Source organism: Terriglobales bacterium (assembly GCA_035561515.1).
GTDB lineage: Bacteria > Acidobacteriota > Terriglobia > Terriglobales > Acidobacteriaceae > DATMXP01.
Genome location: DATMXP010000013.1, coordinates 177,326 through 193,165, shown reverse-complemented (window position 1 = coordinate 193,165; position 15,840 = coordinate 177,326). Strand labels below are relative to the sequence as shown.

Below are 15,840 nucleotides of genomic sequence, written 5' to 3'. Positions count from 1 at the left end.
GGAGAAGAGGATGAGGTTCCGCCACAACCCACCATGATGAGAAGTAACAACGCTAGAACAACGAAAGCTACATGGGCCTTAAGAAAACTGCTATTCCGCATTACAATCCTCCCACTCCGCTGGAGCGAAGGCTCTCGTCTGGTTCTCCACAATTAAGAACCTAACGACCGAGATTACTTTAGTCTGTAAGGGAGAATGGCCGCTAGATTACAAACGATACTGGACATTCGAACACCCGGCGGCTAACAACGATGTTCTAGACCTGATTGTTACTTAATATCCTAAAACGCCGGAACGCTAACGACTGTGCAAGTATGCGTGGAAACTCGCTCGTCTCTGGCATCCGAATCTTGACAAGTAGCTCTTGATTCTAGAAAAGTGCAGGCAACATACACATCTAAAGCGCGAAAAAAGCGCCATTCGGCGTCTGATACGAAAGAATCTATTCTTTGCGTACTAGTGGTGTACCTCCGGGGATTGTGCATGATTCACAATGGACCAAAGCGTTCCCGTTCCGTAGGAAATATGAAATGCAAGAAACACCAATGGCAAAAGCGCCGTCCGGAACGTTCTGCAACGAAGACCCACTAGTAAAGACGACACAGTCCCCGCAAGCAGATGGGAGCCCATGATGAAAAAGAATGGGAGTGCAATCCACCTTGGCAGATGCAAGATTGGCACCAAAGCAGCCAACACTGCCGAAGCTATTAAACCCACCACGAATGCCAGTGGCACAAAGTGTCTGATTTTCATAGTGGCTCGATCAGTGCGGAAGCCAATGAAGTTCCAAAAACCATTTCGAAATCCATAGCGACACAATTCACTGACGTTCTTCTTGGCACGATAGTTACACGTTGTCTTCCAGGTACACCTCAGTTCAAATCCAGCCGCTAACAATCTTCTACTCATGTCATTGTCTTCGTTTCGGTACAATCGCTCATCATAACCACCGATCTCGACTAATGCTTTCCTGAGAAATACTGGGAAAGCCGGACTGTCGACCTTGCCCTCCCGTTGAGTTCTAAACGACTTGCCCGATGACCCAAACGGGTGAGACATCGCCCATGCCGCCAATTTGCTCGAGAGAGTGTCGTCGGCTGCGATGGTTATCACACGACCCGAGCAGCCAGCAACGTTTGACTGAGTTTGGAGTTCACGAATACACTCGGAAATGTAGTTGGACTCATATACGTTGTGCGCTCCAAAGATGCAGACGTACTTGGCGGTCGAATGTGATAGGCCCAGGTTCCAAGCAAACGGAATTTCTCGTTTATGGTTGATTTCTAATTGGATCCGAGGATCTTCTTTGATTTGTGCGGCGACAATGTCACGAGTCTTGTCTGTTGATCCCCCATCAACAACCAATATCTGAAGCATAAAGCCGGGAAGAACCTGTTGCCGCAGAGAAGTAAGACACCGGGCAATCATGTTCTCTTCATTGTAGGTAGCGAGAATAACCGTTATGGATTCTTGTGCAACGTCGTGCAAGTCCGACTTCCTTAGCCGAGAGAGTCTCCTTCGATCACCTGAAAACTGAGCTTGAGTCAATTTAGTATCCTGCCATAGAGGTTCAAGAGAGAACGTGCTTCGTTGTCCCAATTAAAGATCCGGTGAACGGCTTCGCGTCCTCTATTACCCATAGCTTCAGCTTCGATTGGGTGGTTGAGTATCCAGCAAATTGCTTCCGCTATTTCGTCCGGCTTTAAGGGATTCACGAGTAGTCCACATCCGACTTGATCGACCAGTTTCCTCCATAAAGGAAAATCGGAAGCTACTATAGGAATGCCAGCACAGAGATACTCGAATAGCTTCACGGGTTGAGCATCTATGAGATTCGGAACCGGATGAAGCAAGACGAGGCCCATTCGCGCTTTTCCCAATAGCGTTGGCAATTCGGTGCGAGAACAAAATCCGACGTATGTAACGCGCTCCCATCCACACTCATTTTGCAGATCTCGTTCGAGTTGCTGAGGGTAAATGTTCCCAGCCATGAGCAGGGTAGGATCGTAAGACAACGAAATAGCAGCCATCGCCCGGACCATCTCGACTGCTCCGCGAATTCCAGTTATGTCGCCCACATATATCGCTACGTTACCCCGGCTCTGATAGTCCTGATTGCTAGGGGGTAACTCCTCGACCCGCGGGAAGTTCTGAACGATTGCCGTCTTTTGGCTGGGGAATAGTTTTGCCACAGGGGCAGTTGCTGCAATAACAGCGTCAAACATCCGGACTGCCAACGTTTGGACCGTCGCGGCGACTTTCGATGCGGCATATCGAAGGCGGGGGTGAAGCCATTCCTTCGTTAACAAGTCACCCGGAAGATTCTCATGGGAATCGTAAATGACACACTTCCCATGAAGTTTAAGTAGCAAACCAACCGGGATCAGCTCAGGATCATGAAAATGATATACGTCTGCATTCAGTTTGAGAGCAGTGCTGAAGATCTGGCGACTCGTGACTAGCATGCGATGTAGTCGACTACTCGGCACGGGTACACCCGTTATTTTGACTCCTGAAACAACGTTATCTCCCGAACAAGGGGCAATCAACGTAACGTCGTACCCCGTGTCTGCCAAAGTTCGGCACTCCTTATGAAGGATGCGAACGTCATTGGGAGAGTGAACGGAGGTTAAGTGAACGACTTTTTTCTTCATCCTTGATTCAATCTTGTCAAAAGCCCTGGTAGCGGACCGGGGCCGAGGATTCTTTTCCGCGAGTGCGGGATAGTAAGACTGTCAATATGATTATCAAGGCCACGCCGTTGGACGCAATTACCACTGCTAAAGAAATCGAATGCAAGAACCAGAAGGCATACATCATAAAGGCGTATGCCGCAATTGTAATAATGGTCTTTCTTCGTCGAATCACCCATATTCCAACTGATTGCATTACAAACCCTGCTAATATTCCTCCCAACAAAACGCCAGCCACACCAAAATCCGCATAAAGATATGCGATGAAAGCGCCATTTGCCGAAACGGTATCTTGATATTGAGGGTAAGCATACGTCCCGACATGATTTTCTATCGGGAACGGGGCTTCGCCTAACGCTCGAGCTAGTTTGTCGATCGATCGGCCGTGCAGGAAATTTGTTTGTTGTGGAAAGACCTCAAAATAATAATAGACAACTTCTGCTGGCATATAAAACACCCGTGACGCTAGTGCCAGGGTTGCCATTTGCACTGTAACTGAATCGGTAGATATTCCAAGAACGACAAAGAATGGGAATAGCAGGACCAGAACTAAAATAGTAATCACCAGTTTCTTGCCCAACTTCCCTCGCCTATAGAGGTACGTAAACAGCCCGATGACCGCGAAGATAATGGAGACGGGAGCTTTTGCTAATGACAACGATGCAAAGAATAAACCCATGAAAGTCGTCACAGAGAATAGAACAAACCACAACCGCTCCCGAGTCCTCAAATAACACCCCAGAGTTACGAGTATCAGAAACGGATACAATACCGATCTAAGAATGAAATAAATGTATGTGAATCGGGAATCGAGGAGTTTAAATGATTCCTCTCGCAATGTTACTAGTTCAAGATAATCACCAGGGTTTCGCAGCAGGTAGAACAATGGAACTGTGTTGACCTCGTAGATGTAGTAAGCAGTAAATACGAGCGCACCGAGTACCAGGCACAGGATCGGCCGCTTGAGGTTTTCATAATCTAGATCGTCAATGGGAAGAAAATAGAAACATTCAACCTCTTGCGCGGAGGAGCGAAAACACGCGTTGGCCAAAAGCCATCCCAGAGGCACAGTAACAAGTGTTACTGTTACCGAGAAAAGGAAAGTGCTTCGGTACGGCCCTTCCTGTTGGCTGTAGACATACAGAGAGGGCAAGAAGATCATAGGAAGATAGCTTAAGTACCAAAATCCGCCGATAGTGAGCCGAGAGAGATCAAGCACGCGAGTCGAAAACTCGCATATCAGCAAAGACACTACAAAGCATGCGGCAACACTCGATCCGAGGGCGAGCCCCAGAATCTCAACAGCGTAGAGAAACACGAAGGCAGTAAGTGAGAATGCTAACAAGAGCTTGTATGTGGTCCGTGTGAGTTGGTGATTAATTCCGGACAATTGCCAAGATCCTGTACAAGGTCAACACACACAAAACATAGAGACTCGAAACCACAGCAATAGCAATAAGTTCACTCGACTGAGATTGAATCGCAAAGCATGTGACGAGGCAAAAAACAAGAAACGAGAGGAAGAGATTCCAACTATTAACTCCTGAGACATAGTAGGCATCGATCACTCCGCGCAGAACGCAATAAAGCGCGTACGGAACGGACGCCAAAGCGAGTATCTTCAAGTACGCTGCGACATCTTCGTATCCCGTTCCTAAATATGATGTTACAATTTGGTCACTAAACGACTCAACTGCAATCGTCAGCAACAATGCAACAGTTATTGTGATCACGAATGCGCTCCGAACATGGGAGCGAAGTTCATTGTGTCGGCCACAAGCTAACATGCGACTTGCTTTTGGCAACAGAACAATGCTTGCCGGGCCAAATACAGCTCCAAACATAGTCAAAAAGGACATTCCGAATGCCATTGCGCCAGCATGCTCGATCCCGGCCACATGGGCAAGCACCACAGCCGGCAGAGTCATCAAAGCCATAACGAGGAAGTCTCCACCAACTCTCTGAATTCCATAGACGAACAATTGTTTGATTTCAAATCGGTGGAAGCCGACCGCACACAGAGGGGTTCTGATACCAAAAGCCACAGCAACAACAATCCAGCAAACACCTGTCCAGACGAGAACCGCAGATATGCTACTCCGAACAAAACAATACACGATAACCGGGATTACTCCTAAATTTATGAACTGGAGCAAGTTTGCGTAAGTCATGTTAAGCGTTCCCCGGAAGAAAGCATACACAACGCTATGCGCAACGATCCCAACTACCATCGTTGTTAATGAAACCAACAAGGTTGAGTAACTTGAGGCACCAAAGATCGCCAAAGCCAACGGTCTATTGAAAAGGGCAGTCGCTGCAAGTGCCAACGAGCACGTTACCGCGACCATTAAAAGCGTAGCCCCGTATAGCCTGGTTGCTCTGGGGTGATCTTTGTCTGCGACTGCAAACGACAGATGTCTGGGCAGGGCTACTGACAAGCCTAGGAGCAGGACTGGCTGCAATAGGGTAATGGATCTTCTTGCGAGCGCGAACTCATCGAATGCCTGTTTTCCGAATCCGTTTGCAATCCATCGGTACAGGATCATTTGAGACAGGAAGATCGAAATCTCAGCACCGAATGTAAGGATGTAGTCGCGATGGTCGTTAAAGACGGAAAGCGCACTGATCCGGGCATTAATGGGCTCAGAGGCGGTACTCATCGGGCATCCGGTTCTTCACAGAGGCTCAAAATGTTAGTCCTAAGAGTGCGAAGATGTTTGGTCTCATGGAACCTTAGGTGTGTTCACCTGGTTCTGATATTCACGATAACCGACAGCACCGCAAACTAGGATGAAAACGCTGACACAGACCAGCAACACTGTCCTTAGTCGACTGGGGCCGACTTTCCGGTCAGGTGTAATGGCATAATCAATCACCTGGATAAGTGCCCCTTCTTTAGCTTCATCGATTTTTGCGGCCTCAAATTGCTTGGCGAGTACCTCGAACAGCATCTCATGATACTTCACTTCTCGGAGGCTGCGCACATACATCAAGCCGGCCTCGGGCACCTTGCCTGTCGGAATTCCGATTTCGCGCACGCCGTCAACCGTACTTCGCTCCATCTTCGTTAATTGGCTTCGTAACCCAAGCAGTTGCTGTTGAAGTCGTACGTAGTCGGGGTTCTCTGGCGTGGCGAACGATCCAATCGCTTGCAACTCTACTTCTTTTGTGGCTATTTGAGAGCGGACCCGAGCAACACTCTCGATAATAGCCTTTGCTTGACTGTCGAGTTGTATTAAACCGGTTGCCTCCTGAGTTTTTCGCAAATTGTTCTCGGCCGAAGCTAGCGCTCTCTTCTCCTCTTGAACTTCTCTCTCAAAGAAGACCCTCCTGCGTGCGGCTTCTGTGACTGCCAAGCGGGAGGTAAGCTGACGGAGTTCTTCGACATACGCATTTGCAATCAATGCGGCAGTACGGGGATCCTCGTCAACGACCGCGATCGTAATCACCCCGCTCTTACGATCCTCAGAGACTTCTGTGCGTGACCTGAGTTCTTTTCGCACGTCCGACCAACGTTTTAATCGATAGCGCTTTACCAGCTCGAACTTTGTTATTAGAGAGTCTTGGATCGTTCGTGATTTGAGAATGGAAATGTAAACTGCTGCCGGGTTCGCCAGGCCGAGATCCTTGCCAGCGAGTGAGGCAAGTGGCGCCAATTGTCCCAAGAGCGCCGTAGATGCTGATTGCACCTGTTGTGGAGGCATTATCGTGGTGTTCGCCTCATACATGCCGGGGATGAGGAAGCTCACAAGGAGTGCCACCAGCAAAGCCAATCCCGTTGTGTAGATGATGATTGCTTTCTGGCGAGCCAAGGCGGAAACCAACGGCCACACTTGGATTCCCTGACGAACATTACGATCGCCACCGATGTCCGACTGAATTGTATTGAGTGTTTCGATTTCAGTGCCCCTCACACCAGCCTAACGTTGCAGCAAGACTCTTTTTCGTTCGAAACTTTAATCGACTGCTAAGTCGCGCTTGATGCCTGTTCTGCTGATGGCTGCATTTCTTCTGTATGGAAACTTCCTAAACGTATGAACTGCTCTACTCCCGAATAACCTTGATCGCGGCTGCGCCGAGAGCAAATTGGGCGAACACTTGAGACCAGTCGCGAAGTTCACGCAACAAGCTGGTGGTCCGGATTCGTGATGGTACAACCAGCGTATCGCCCGCCAACAACTGTAGGTTGTCGAAGCCTGCAGACCAGATGCCACGGTGCCGTTGCTTGCTAACCACTGACCCATCGGCTCGGATCACGAATATGCGACCGGTGTCCGCATCCCTGGTAGCGCCGCCCGCTTTATCGAGGTAGTGCTTAACGTTCATACCCGACTGGAACAAGAACGCGCTCTGGTTATAGACCGAGCCAACGACTTCCACCGTCGCCGGCATCGCTGGCACAATCAAGGTGTCGCCGTCTTCCAAATCAATTGCCGGAAGTGCCGAAATATCATTATCTTTCGGTCGCAGGTCGAGCACGATCCGTCCGGTTGCCTTGGCAGTCCTAAACCTTTGCAAAGCTTGGCGGTCGGCTTCAAGTTGCTGCAGAGCTGCGACGCGATCTTCGGGATTCGAGAGCTTTGCAACCTCCGCCGATTTCGCGCGGAGATCGTGTTCGATTTGATCGGCCGCAGCTTCTAGTTTCTTTTGTTGCTCCTCACGCGTGGATTCCCGCCGAAAATCGGAAGCAAACACGAATGCTTTTGGAGTGAAGCCGCCCGCCCGCGACACCAGGTCGCGAAGTGTTTCTCCCGGTTCGGCTCGATAGATCCCCGATGCCTTTACTTCGCCTTCAATCTTGACGAACTTAGTGCGTTGTTCGACAGGAACCGTAATATCAGCTTGAGAGAAGATCGTGATCACATCGCCGGGCTGAAGTCCGATGTTGTCCTCGGACTTTGAGTCGGCAATCGCTTTGCTGAGATTGAACGGGATCAATCGTGAGGTGAGATCTTCAGGATTGAGTCTTTGGACCACGGCGTAGTCCCAGTTAATCTCCGCGGGATTACGTCGAAGGACCGCGCGTTCCTCTTTCAACCGGCGCACTTTTGCGATTCCTTGATCTTCGTCCTGCTTGGCATCCGGTTCGTCGAGATCGTCATTTTTGGGGATCGAGCCATCTGCTTGTGATTTGTTGTCTCGTTGGTAGCGATGATCCTCTTGGCGTTTGCGCTCAAGTGTTCGATCGATCCATTCGGTCTTGTTTTGACCTAACTCATTCTGCCGAGCCCAGTAATCTGCAGTAACAATTGCATTTCTGGAAGGAATCAGGTCGTGAAGTCGCATGCCTTCGCGCCATGGGTAGCGCCCCGGACGAGCGACATTTCCGCGCAAGGTAACTGCATTGTCGAAACGCGGAGAGATTGGGAAAACCCGAATTACATCGCCATCTTGAAGTGATCGCCCGAGACCGATTGTATCCAAGGTGAACTCTTCCACATTACGCACGGTTCTGTTCTCGATGCGTTCGAGGATTACACGACTTCCGTCCGCGGTCGTACTCAGCCCACCAGCCGTTTCCAGTTGATCCTGCAGTTTTGTGACGTCCCGCAGCTCATAAATTCCAGGCAGATTCACGCTTCCCGTGATCGCTACCTGAGGTCCGACCGGCGGTATGTAAATAACGTCTCCGGACTGCAGGAATATGTCTTTGGATTTGTCGCCTTTGACGAGAAGGTCGTACAGATCGAAATCAACTACCGCTCCTGACTGTCGCCGAACTTGAATGTGCCGCATCGAACCATTCGCGTCCGGACCTCCCGAAGCGAATAAAGCGTTTACCAGTGTGCTGAGTGAACCCACCGTATAAACGCCAGGTTTACGAGCGCGACCCACAACATAAACTTGAATCGAGCGCAGGCGCCCCAAGTTTACATTAAGGTCGAAATTCTTGAAGAGTCTGCCAACATTAGCTTTCAAGTACGCCTGCAACTCGGTGTACTTCAAGCCGGTAACAGTCAGTGTTCCCACCTTGGGCAGGTAGATTTGTCCGTTGCGGTCGATAACGACTCTCGCGTTGAAATCGATTTGTCCCCACACACGGATCAACAACTCATCGTTCGGCCCCAAAATGTAGTCTGCTGGGACGGGCACGTGATCCACCGGTGCAAACGTGCTGGGTACCTGTCGAAACAGATTTCGGCCGTAAATAGGGAGCCTTAGCCCCGTAGCACTAAAGACGAAGTTCTGAAACTCCGTTGGCTTTTCAGGCTCCATTCGGACGTTGCTAGGCTGACTGGATGGACGCCGCCGCTGGCGTATCCGGTCTAGTTCGTCTTGTGAAAGATCCTGGGTCGAAGGGTTTCGATTAATGTCTGAAAACCCCGGCTCTGAGCCATCCTCGCCCTGGCGATTTCTCGGCTCCATCTGGGAGGGAATGGGTCCGTAAGAGGCACCATCCATCTGATCCGACTGTAGTTCTTCATCCCGACTCTCCGCGCAGTCGGGAGTTTGGCATACAGGCATATCCGTTCCTTGCCTGCTTGGCAGTTGAGCCTGCGCCACACTGATGCCGCAGATCAGTATCGCGATGGAAGTCAGAAGTTTGGGCAACATTCGTTTTGTAGAATAGTGGCTGGTCACAATATTTTCGAGATAATTTAGGCGATACATCATCGGCGATGTAGCACGAACTGTTTAGGCCAGTAGGTTATCTGTAGCGATCCCGTCCAGTTTCTTTGGAGTCCCGGCGACAAGATGGGAGCGAGCCACTGTTCGTACTGAACAGAAGCTGCCACCTGAAGTTGAGGAGCAATGCGGATGGTTGATCGCAAGCTAAAATCGTTCACTGTCTCGCCACCGGGGACAAAATCCTTCGCAATCTTCGCATTGCGGTAACCAGCTTGGATCGTGTTGACCGGACTGATCCAATACGTGCTCCAAGCCTGAATACCTTTGCCTTCGCGGCCAATCCAGTGCCCTAGAAGGCGACTCTTGTTGAGATACAGGTCGCGATAAACGCTTTCCCAGTAGAAGAACTTGCCTCCGAGGCTGTTAACGATGGGAGGATCCGTGTTGACCGCCTCGACCCGGAGATCAAGCTTTGACAAACCTGGGAACCTGGTGAGATAAATGCCCGGATTAATGGCTGCCCGTCGTGGAGCGGCAATGGGTGAAACATCATCGTGAACAAGGGAGTCGCTGTATAGGGTCAGCCATTTCCGAAGGCCCGGTATCCGGTAGGAGAAATCGAATTGGCCGTGCCTCGCGCCAGGGCTGATGCGAGGATCTGCGCCTGGAGTGGTGCTGCTGACCGCACTAGTAAGACTCTTCCAAAGCACTCCGAAGGTTAAGGGAGAAACTCCTTCGCCGGCGAATACTGCCGTTCGCGAGAATCCGAGTTCGAGGTTCTCCGTTGGTTTAAAGCTGAACTTCTCGCCGTGCATGAATGGACGGCGAGGGAAGCTGTGTTCTGCCAGTGCGCCGAAGTATCCGTCGTAACGAACTGGTCCTAGATACTTTAAGATCCAGGGTAGCTTCAGGGGAATCGCACGATCGATTCTCACGAGATAGAACGGTTCGGCATTGTTGCTTAGGATCATAGCACCGCCTTTGCCGGGCCCCCACCACATTCCCTGCTTTCCAACGGATACGACATGTCCAGCTATCGTCATAGAGGCATAGGCGTCGATCAGCGCAAATCGATTTGTTTGAGGAACGATTGTTGCGGGAGCCACTTCTGTGCCGTCCATGTCTGCGATAACTTCTCGGACTGAAAGTGGGTACGCCTGCCCAGAGGGTGCATGCTGATATTCTCCGCGGACGAAGTACGAAAAGCGACCTTGCTCTGCGCGGGCGGTGAATCCGATAATCTGATTGAACCCACGCTGAAATAGCCGACCAAAATCGTTGGTGATCGTCTGACCAAAATGGTAACTGTCGTTGAGCGGAGGGCCAGCGATGACGGCCGAACGGCTATAGACCGACTCAAGGCGAATTGCAGTATTGTCAAAGCTGGAGCCAAGCTTCGACTCATCCGCAAATTCCTTTCTTAACGAATCCAACAAAGAAATTGCTTCGGAGGAGGGCGCATTATCCGCATCGATCCTGGATTGTGCTTCGGCTACCATTTCGGCACAAGCGGTTCGCGTCCACGGTTTCAGCCCTAAGAACTGGTACCGAACGTAGCCGAGCGAGATCAGTTTCTCGAACACGGGGTACGTCCAGCTATCAAGCGGAACATAGGATGTTCCCGCATTTCCCGAATTCCACTCTGGATGCACATTCACGAAAGTGCCGAATGAGTCGTCGACCTCAGGATTGTGCCGGCGACGGTACACATCTCTGCCGATCAGGTATCCACTCACCGCTCCAACAAAGACATCTGACGGAAAGTGCTCCTTCGCTTTCAAGCGGGAAAGGCTTACGCCGCTCGCAACACCATAGGCCAGTGCCTTACTGAGCCAACCGGGATATTCCTGTGCTATGACAGACGCGAAGCTCCATGCCACGGTCGAATGTCCCGAGTAGAAAGAAGTGGCTACAGGCCGAAAGAAGCGGCCGGCGCCGCCCCCTTCCAGCGGTCGCTCTCTGGAAAAACCGTAACTAAGCGCGGTATGTACCACGAGGCTGTTAATGCCGGCTTCGGCAGCCAAGATTCCGGTCTCTTTTGCTTTCGATGAACTCGTTCGTCCGTAAAGATAAAGCAAAGCTACTCCGCCGCTGTAGGCGATCAGTCCTGCGTCGGATATTTGGCTTGCTCTTTTCAGGTTGCCGCTTCCGATACCAGCGACCGCGTCGCGGTCCGTCAGCAGAAGACCAGTTGCAATCCCGGCCATAGGAACGAGCCATTGCGCGTCTGCCGCCTTGGCACGAAAAGGGCTGAGCCAGATACTCCGCTGGTCTTGAACGATATGCGACCAAAATGTCTTGCCCCCCAGCTCATTATCGGAGTTCGACAACCGCTGACTGGTTGAGGCAGAGTCTGTCGCTTGCCCCAGCGCCTTGCAGCCGGGCAATAACAAACAGGCTATGACGAAAGCCAAGTAGAAGGTATACCGGACGTAATTAGCATTGGGTGAAAGAGACACTACAGAACCAGTTCCTCTCTTTTGCCGATTTCGGCGCTATATGCTCACAGATATTTCGATCAATCGGTGCGACTCGATCTCGTTTTTCAACGGAACCGGCACTGAATTGTTACCAACGACTCTCCCCTCAAAAGTTCCTCCAATTGAGTAGGCATGAGATATCTCCAACAAACCTGTGAAGCGTCGGGCTGCGTTATGCTGTTGCAAACAGTGGGGCATCGTGTGCTCAGCCTAAGCGATCCTCGTTGAGTTCTTCACTCGCACCAGTCTGGTATAGAGCCTCAGCCCATTATTCGGAGTATCGGACAGACCAATGAGCGTTCTTGCTAGATCCATAATGTTCATCGGTTGGAGACAGAGAAGCGATAAACTCTCTTTCGTGATGATGATGAAGCTTGCACTCACGCGGACATGGAGCAGTATCACAGCGATAAAATTTTTGCTTACTGTCTGGATAGTGGCGGTTTTCTTCATGTCGGGATGTGGACAGTCCGAAGCACCTGCCGTAAGTTCTCCAACGATGGTACAGAGCGCGCATGGTCGATCCGCCAGTTCCGAATATCTGCAACTCCTGTCGCGCTTTTCCGTGGAATCGCCTGGCTTTGGCCCGGATGCCTTCTTCGAAGACATAAGTGACCAGCCCATGGCCGTTGGATTGCTGCTGCAGGCTGAAGATCTCCGGTATCGTGCAACTTACACTGACGATTCCAAGACACGCATCAGGGCTGCTGTCCGGTGGCTGTTCACGCATGCGGATGATGACCACGATGGCACACCTGGGTGGGGCTTGCCGGAGCCGTGGGATGCGTTTAGCGACGGATCGTCGAATCCTGCTAATCAGCCCTATACGATCACGACAGCTTTAGCTCTGGAAGGCTTGTTGGACGCCGCTGCCAGTCCAGAGCTTTGGAACAGTCAAGACCGGGCGGCAATTCAGGAATTAGTGAAACAAGTTGTCATGACATGGTGTGAGAAGGCCTGGTCGACACGTGAAAGTGGCGGTTTTTTCTGGTACAGCACCTCAGTGTTGGATGCCAAATTTGTTCCCAACGTCTCAGCTATGATGTCGGGGGTTGGCGCCAGACTGCTCCGTGAGCATCCAAATTGGCTATCAGTCGAAGACAGGAAGCTGTTGCGCACGAGAATCGATGATAGTGTTCGATCTATTATCAACACGGCGACGATCAGAGACCAAGCTCCATTCTGGACCTACAATGTACCAGTTGATCATCCTGACCCCAATGATCTGGTACATCATGTTTACATCCTCTGGGGATTGGAGGTCTATCGAGCCGGTGGCGGTACTGTGCCAATCCCATGGATGCGCGCAGATGCACTCCGATCCATACGGATGTTCTGGCGCGACGGGACTTTGCATCAGATGCCTGCCGACGTAACTTACGGCAATGTGTACGACAGTTTAGGTGCCGAGGCCTGGGGCGCCGGAATGGCATTGGCGTTTACTGCTCGTTGGGGTAGCGCCGACGACGCATCTGCTATTCGGCACTACATTCTAACGGAGTACGGCGAGTACCCGGATATTCGGCGCTACCCTGGATCACAGGATACAAATTTCTATCGAAGGTGGGCCGCACACATGTTGTGGGGAATTGCGGTTCACGATCTAGCTCTTGGTGCTAGATAATTCATTCGCGATATCTACCTAACTGTCGCACATTGTGCTTTCGAATTTTGTTTTTCCAGCTCTCGGGCAATCTTCAACGCATTCGAAGCTTGTATAGCCTGAAGGAGTTGTGAGTCAAATGACTCGTTTAGGATGCTTATGTTCGGCATAACGCAATGCCCGCCAATTACACCAGGAAAGTATTTGACCGGAGGGTAAAACTTGATTTCGTCATAGATTGACACGACCTCATCGTAGCTGACCCCCACCTGATCACAGTAACGCTCCACTTCCTGAGCCCACGCTATCAGCACACCCAAATAAGTGGTCTCGGTCAACTTGGAGAGTTCACTTGCTTCCGGTGAAGACAGAATTCTGGTCGCCAATCCAACGGATTGGAAGTGATCCGCGGCGAGCTGCGCGTCGTGCGGCGACACTGCGCCGATGAACTTCTCATAGCGTTTCATGTCTTGGAGCATGCGAGCGTGTTTGCCCCGCACGGGGCTGTTCACTACCTTACAACCGGATCGGTTAGCGACAGTACGTGTTGTACCCACAGAAACAGTACTGTTGATGATGGTCAGATTTGGACTAAACTTTTCGATGTAACGAACGCACTCACCCGTGAAGTCTTTTATCGCAAACGGAAAGCAGATGTGCAGCACGTCAACCTTACCAACTGCCTCGGTCGACGGCTGGATATCAACACCAATGACGCGATGGTACTCGGCCATCAATTGAAACAAAGGTTTCCCCACTTCACCGAGACCGACTACCACCACATTTTGATTTCGCATATTTGTCTAATCCTTTGTGTTCCTCTTAGTGTTCACCGCCCAAATTGGCAGCTGACGAGTGGCGTTCACTTAACTTCAAAACTGATTTGATTCGTCTTAAGATATGGTGGCAGCGACAGCTACCGAAGTCGGAGCGATTGCGCTTCTCACAGCATCCACGACACGCTCCAACTGTTCGTCGGCCATCTGCGGGAACATCGGCAAGGATAATATTCGCGAAGCGAGTGCCTCAACCGCCGGGAAATCGCCTGTTTTGTAGCCCAGGCTTGCATAGGCTCTTTGCTGGTGGAGAGGAATCGGATAATGGATACCGGTTCCGATGCCGGCTGCGGAAAGACGTTTTTGTAGGCCATCACGGTCCTCGACCTGAATCACATACAAATGGTACACAGCGCGTGACCATTCTGGCTCAAACGGTGTTACGACTTTCGCGCCGGACTCAGCAAATGCGTCGTTATATTTCTTCGCTAAGCCGCGTCGGCTTGTATTCCAGGATTCGAGGTACTTCAGTTTGACGCTAAGCAGACCCGCTTGAATTGCATCCAGTCGACCGTTGTACCCTTCTGTATCATGGTAATACTTCTTAGCTTGGCCGTGATCGCGGATCATCTTTATAGTCTTCGCGACCTCTTCGTTGCACGTTGTCACCGCACCCGCTTCACCGCATGCTCCTAGGTTCTTTCCCGGATAAAAGCTAAATGCCGCGGCGTATCCGGATGCCCCGGCGCGAACCCACCCATTCTTCCGTTTGGAAAAATACTCTGCACCATGAGCCTGACACGCATCCTCAATGACAATCAGCCCAAACTCATCAGCAGTGGCCACAATCTGATCCATGTCAGCCATTTGCCCGTACAGATGCACTGGAACCACGGCCTTCACCTTCAGACCAAAGTCTTTCGTGATCAGTTGACCGGCCGAGTTGCGCGAACACTTATTGGCCAGAAAATCACGAAGTTTTATAGGATCCATGTTGTAGGTCTTTGAATCCACGTCCACAAAATACGGGCGAGCGCCAGTTTGCGAAATCGCCTCGGAGGTAGCAATAAACGTGTGGGCAGCGGTGACAATTGCATCACCCGGACCAATATGTGCGGCCATAAAAGCAAATCGTAGCGCATCGGTGCCACTGCCGACTCCGACACAGTGATCTGCCTGGGAGAACTCCGCAAATTGCTTTTCAAAAGCCTCTACCGCAGGACCACCAATGAACGCTCCCGAATTCAGAGCGGCTTTGAAAATTGCCACCAACTCCTGCTCAAGTTGCTTATGTGGCGTAACTAGATCGAGAAAAGGTATATTCGTAGACACTTATTTGCTCCTAGCCGGGGATGTACCCTTGATATAACGCAGAATCTTGGCGGGATTTCCCGCAACGATCGCATTCGCAGGCACGTCTTTAGTAACGATACTGCCCGCGCCGACAATAGCGTTTTCGCCGATCGTAACTTTGGAGAGGATAGTCGAACCGGACCCGATAGACGCGCCTGCTTTCACAACCGTTTTTTCGATGCTCCAGTCTGCTTCAGTCTGCAGATCACCGCCGATGTTTACAGCGCGAGGATACGAATCATTAACGAATGTCACGCTATGACCAATGAAAACATTATCTTCGATCGTGACCCCCTCGCAGATGAACGTGTGGCTCGAAATCTTGCACCGATTACCGACAAACGCGTTCTTCTGAACTTCCACAA

General features: G+C 50.9%; 11 protein-coding genes. 1 reads left to right on the top strand and 10 read right to left on the bottom strand.

Annotation, left to right across the window (positions count from 1 at the left end; genetic code table 11):
* Positions 1–456: 456 nt before the first annotated feature.
* The 7 genes from VN577_05125 to VN577_05095 form a co-directional block, all read right to left on the bottom strand.
* The gene (locus VN577_05125) at positions 457–1,488 is read right to left on the bottom strand and encodes a glycosyltransferase (protein HWR14185.1); all 1,032 of its coding nucleotides are present in this window, start codon (positions 1,486–1,488) and stop codon (positions 457–459) included.
* Between the two features lie 56 nt (positions 1,489–1,544).
* Entirely contained in the window at positions 1,545–2,654 is a 1,110-nt protein-coding gene (locus VN577_05120; protein HWR14184.1) for a glycosyltransferase family 4 protein, read from the bottom strand.
* A 16-nt stretch (positions 2,655–2,670) separates the two neighbouring features.
* Positions 2,671–3,855 (bottom strand): O-antigen polymerase, encoded by a 1,185-nt coding sequence (locus tag VN577_05115; protein ID HWR14183.1) that lies wholly within the window; start codon positions 3,853–3,855, stop codon positions 2,671–2,673.
* A 214-nt stretch (positions 3,856–4,069) separates the two neighbouring features.
* On the bottom strand, positions 4,070–5,353 hold the full coding sequence (locus VN577_05110) for an MATE family efflux transporter (GenBank protein ID HWR14182.1): 1,284 nt from the start codon (positions 5,351–5,353) through the stop codon (positions 4,070–4,072).
* A gap of 63 nt (positions 5,354–5,416) precedes the next feature.
* Positions 5,417–6,607, bottom strand: coding sequence for a Wzz/FepE/Etk N-terminal domain-containing protein (locus tag VN577_05105; GenBank protein ID HWR14181.1), 1,191 nt, complete (start codon positions 6,605–6,607; stop codon positions 5,417–5,419).
* 130 nt (positions 6,608–6,737) lie between these two features.
* A complete protein-coding gene (locus tag VN577_05100) occupies positions 6,738–8,786 on the bottom strand; it encodes an SLBB domain-containing protein (protein ID HWR14180.1) in 2,049 nt (682 codons plus the stop codon).
* Between the two features lie 518 nt (positions 8,787–9,304).
* Positions 9,305–11,470 (bottom strand): capsule assembly Wzi family protein, encoded by a 2,166-nt coding sequence (locus tag VN577_05095; GenBank protein ID HWR14179.1) that lies wholly within the window; start codon positions 11,468–11,470, stop codon positions 9,305–9,307.
* 589 nt (positions 11,471–12,059) lie between these two features.
* Here VN577_05095 and VN577_05090 point away from each other — a divergent pair.
* Positions 12,060–13,367: a hypothetical protein gene (locus VN577_05090; GenBank protein HWR14178.1), complete on the top strand. Its 1,308-nt coding sequence runs from the start codon at positions 12,060–12,062 to the stop codon at positions 13,365–13,367.
* Between the two features lie 14 nt (positions 13,368–13,381).
* Here VN577_05090 and VN577_05085 read toward each other — a convergent pair whose 3' ends face one another.
* The 3 genes from VN577_05085 to VN577_05075 all read right to left on the bottom strand — a co-directional run bounded on the left by VN577_05085 (position 13,382) and on the right by VN577_05075 (position 15,838).
* On the bottom strand, positions 13,382–14,143 hold the full coding sequence (locus tag VN577_05085; protein ID HWR14177.1) for a hypothetical protein: 762 nt from the start codon (positions 14,141–14,143) through the stop codon (positions 13,382–13,384).
* 96 nt (positions 14,144–14,239) lie between these two features.
* Positions 14,240–15,394: a DegT/DnrJ/EryC1/StrS family aminotransferase gene (locus VN577_05080; protein ID HWR14176.1), complete on the bottom strand. Its 1,155-nt coding sequence runs from the start codon at positions 15,392–15,394 to the stop codon at positions 14,240–14,242.
* Between the two features lie 60 nt (positions 15,395–15,454).
* The gene (locus VN577_05075; protein HWR14175.1) at positions 15,455–15,838 is read right to left on the bottom strand and encodes an acyltransferase; all 384 of its coding nucleotides are present in this window, start codon (positions 15,836–15,838) and stop codon (positions 15,455–15,457) included.
* Positions 15,839–15,840 lie beyond the last annotated feature (2 nt).

Coding starts and splice junctions, on each gene's coding strand:
- VN577_05120 (HWR14184.1), bottom strand. CDS start 2,654: ATGAAGAAAAAAGTCGTTCACTTAACCTCCGTTCACTCTCCCAATGAC.
- VN577_05110 (HWR14182.1), bottom strand. CDS start 5,353: ATGAGTACCGCCTCTGAGCCCATTAATGCCCGGATCAGTGCGCTTTCC.
- VN577_05085 (HWR14177.1), bottom strand. CDS start 14,143: ATGCGAAATCAAAATGTGGTGGTAGTCGGTCTCGGTGAAGTGGGGAAA.
- VN577_05090 (HWR14178.1), top strand. CDS start 12,060: ATGTTCATCGGTTGGAGACAGAGAAGCGATAAACTCTCTTTCGTGATG.
- VN577_05115 (HWR14183.1), bottom strand. CDS start 3,855: ATGATCTTCTTGCCCTCTCTGTATGTCTACAGCCAACAGGAAGGGCCG.
- VN577_05095 (HWR14179.1), bottom strand. CDS start 11,470: ATGGCCGGGATTGCAACTGGTCTTCTGCTGACGGACCGCGACGCGGTC.